The organism is Paenibacillus sp. FSL H7-0331 (genome assembly GCF_001956045.1).
The window spans coordinates 1-2,791 of the sequence record NZ_MRTH01000117.1 but is presented as its reverse complement, the minus strand read 5'-3'; the positions used below and the strand labels follow the sequence as shown (position 1 = coordinate 2,791).

Genomic DNA, 2,791 nt, shown 5'->3' with positions numbered 1-2,791 from the left:
CTTCCGTTGCCCCATAGTATATCCCTCCACTTTTATTATAGAGGTTTTCTATGTGTCTATCTATTCGGGGCAGGGTCAGCTATCATACTAATCACAACCATTTTTAATTGAATGTCATTTGGTACCAATACGAAAATAGTTGACCATACAATTGCCAACAAAGGACTATACTTTGCATTTAGTCCAATCGTTTTTGCTATGCCCACATACGATGCAACGATAACTGCCAATGACGCAATATCTGTTGTTACCCCTGAAATATCCATAAATCAAAATCCTCCATTTGTATTTTTCATTTTAATGATTGTCATCACTTTCATTTATACCATTAGCATCCATGACTTCTTTCTTCTTCTTCTTAATGAAAAATAACATCCATTTTAGGTCATCATGTCCTGCATCCAGTAAATTCTCAATAGTACTCTGTGCTTCACGCCAGAAAAGGATTGAGAAACAAAATGTTTGAAATATTGTAGATACAATAGTAAAGTCGGTCAGTCGATAAGATAATCCACATAAAATCATCACAATAAGAATGCTGATTATTTTGCGTTTTGTTCCTCTCCACAATGACTCAGATGTTATTTTACCTGTTCGAATGGAATTGATGATCCCACCATTCAAAACTCCAATTGAGTAATACTTAGCTAAAATATCGATGACTAAAACACTGATAAGTGCAATAGTTGCTGGGATGAATGTTTCATCTGGGAACAGTACATAATAGAGAATTGAAGTGAAAAACGCCCATAATGGTTTTACATAAATAGCAGCTTTGTATAAATAAATCCAAACGTCCATAAATGTTTCTTTTAACTCTTGAGACAAGAAATATCACCCACTTTCAATTTATACAACAAAAAAAGAGTGCACAAATATACACTCCTATTCTATAATTTATTTAATGTCCCAACTGATTGATTCAATATCTTCAATTGTCTCTGCTGCATTTACTTGTTCTTTGAAAATCCAATACTCTTGTATTTTCGTATTCTCCATATTAATCCGTCAGCAAACAATTGTTTAAATTGATTAATTCTATGAATAGCAGGAACACCATTTGCTTTCCATGATAACGATTCCGTAACAATTTCACTTAAAATAGTACCCATCATTCATTAAGATTAGTTTGAGCTTGATAGTCAAAGCCATACGTGTGTTGTGATCCCAGTTTATCTTGTCTTACTCAACATCAACGTTGAGTAAGACTTGTAAATTTGCACTTAGCTTCTATTTCCGGCAGTAGTTATTGTACTTGTACCAGAGTCAACTACAGCAGTAGTGCCCCCATTACTTAGGTCATTATTAGTTACTAAATTGAAACTTGTCCCCGTCCCAATTCTGATAGCGGCAGACGGTGATTTTGTTCCTTTACGTATAATGTTCATTTGTATATTATTGCTAAAAGTACCCGCTCCTCCTGAAATATCGATCCCTATAGTTCCGTGGTTACTAATAGAGTTACTAGTAACTGCATGACTTGTTCCTGTTACGCGTATCCCAATACAGTCTTGTCCAAAGCCAGCGTCATTAACTCCTTGTACTATATTGCCAGATACAATACTAGAAAGCCCCATCAGGTAAATACCGCTTCCAGCATATTGCTGATTAAATATGTTGGATACTTGATTCGTGTTAATGATGGCGTAAGACGAAGCAACGATACCCGTTGGTTCGTAGGCGCGCGTTGTCCCGTCATAACCACCGATACTACGCACGAAGCATCCAGTGATAATACAATTTGTAGAATTGTAGGCACTTATGCCTATGTTATAAAAACCTTCTGCGCGCACATTTCGTATCGTAACTCGATCTGCACTATCTAGCTTTACGCCGATAACTTGTCCGTTTAGTCCTTTTACATAAAGATTACAAAGAGTCATATAAGTAGCACCGGAATTGCAGTAAACAACTCTGTTTCCAGAAGCAGCCGCTTGTAATATAGTACTGTCCCCCATACCCTCTAATGTCTTTGAGGAATCCAGGCGTACCCCATTAAGTCCTGTATTATATGTGCCCTCCAGAAGTAAAACTTTACCAGAGGTGATACTATCTAACGCCGCCTGTATCGTAACTTCGTCACTTGTTCCAGTACAAACATAATCCGCTGATAATTTCGATTTTGGGCTGCTATTACTAGCTGCAACCACAACAGAAGCAGATCGGCTGACAGATTGAAAAAGCTCGTCCATACCGCCCTTAACGTTATTCGAGCTAAAGTTTGTGCTATTCAATGAGATCTGCTCTGCTGCATAATCACCAGATGCTGCCACAATATTCCCTATTCTGCCAAAAACAGTCGGTACAGCATCTGTATTATCAACCTTCTGCCACTCCACGCCGTTGCTAATAACCCAATCTCCAACTTTGAAATCGATGCTGTTGTAAGTCCCACCAGTGTCCACAACATAGTAATGACCTTTTGCTGTGCCTGCATTTGGAAGTGTAGGCATGTTGGTAGTGGCATTCCATGTTCCGATGTACTCTACTTGTCCAAGAATGGAATCAGGTAGTTGGTTTGTTGGAATCTTAGCTGTGTTGTCTAATCCAGCATATCCATTATTTTGTCCTTTCTCAGATATATCTTGTTTTTCATGAATACTATTTAAAATTTCGACTACCTCTTCATGAAGTTGCTCTTTTTTTATATAACCTGACATTCTGCTCACCTTCTTGCAATTATTTTATTCATTTAATACTTTTTATAATATGAAGAGGGTGTCCCAAAAGCCATGAAAATGGCGAGGGGCACCCTCGTTGCAATTTCGTCAAACAAAAAGAAACCATTCTT

Annotated in this window: 3 protein-coding genes; all 3 read right to left on the bottom strand. The window is 37.6% G+C overall.

The genetic code is table 11. The features are described from left to right. Positions 1-56: 56 nt before the first annotated feature. Positions 57-266 carry a hypothetical protein gene (locus BK127_RS41900; RefSeq protein WP_076238539.1) on the bottom strand — a complete coding sequence of 70 codons (210 nt, stop codon included), beginning with the start codon at positions 264-266 and terminating at the stop codon, positions 57-59. 31 nt (positions 267-297) lie between these two features. After that, complete coding sequence (locus BK127_RS41895; RefSeq protein ID WP_076238538.1) at positions 298-828, bottom strand: phage holin family protein; 531 nt, start codon at positions 826-828, stop codon at positions 298-300. 395 nt (positions 829-1,223) lie between these two features. Further along, on the bottom strand, positions 1,224-2,660 hold the full coding sequence (locus BK127_RS41890; protein ID WP_076238537.1) for a right-handed parallel beta-helix repeat-containing protein: 1,437 nt from the start codon (positions 2,658-2,660) through the stop codon (positions 1,224-1,226). Positions 2,661-2,791 lie beyond the last annotated feature (131 nt).

Coding starts and splice junctions, on each gene's coding strand:
- BK127_RS41890 (WP_076238537.1), bottom strand. CDS start 2,660: ATGTCAGGTTATATAAAAAAAGAGCAACTTCATGAAGAGGTAGTCGAA.
- BK127_RS41900 (WP_076238539.1), bottom strand. CDS start 266: ATGGATATTTCAGGGGTAACAACAGATATTGCGTCATTGGCAGTTATC.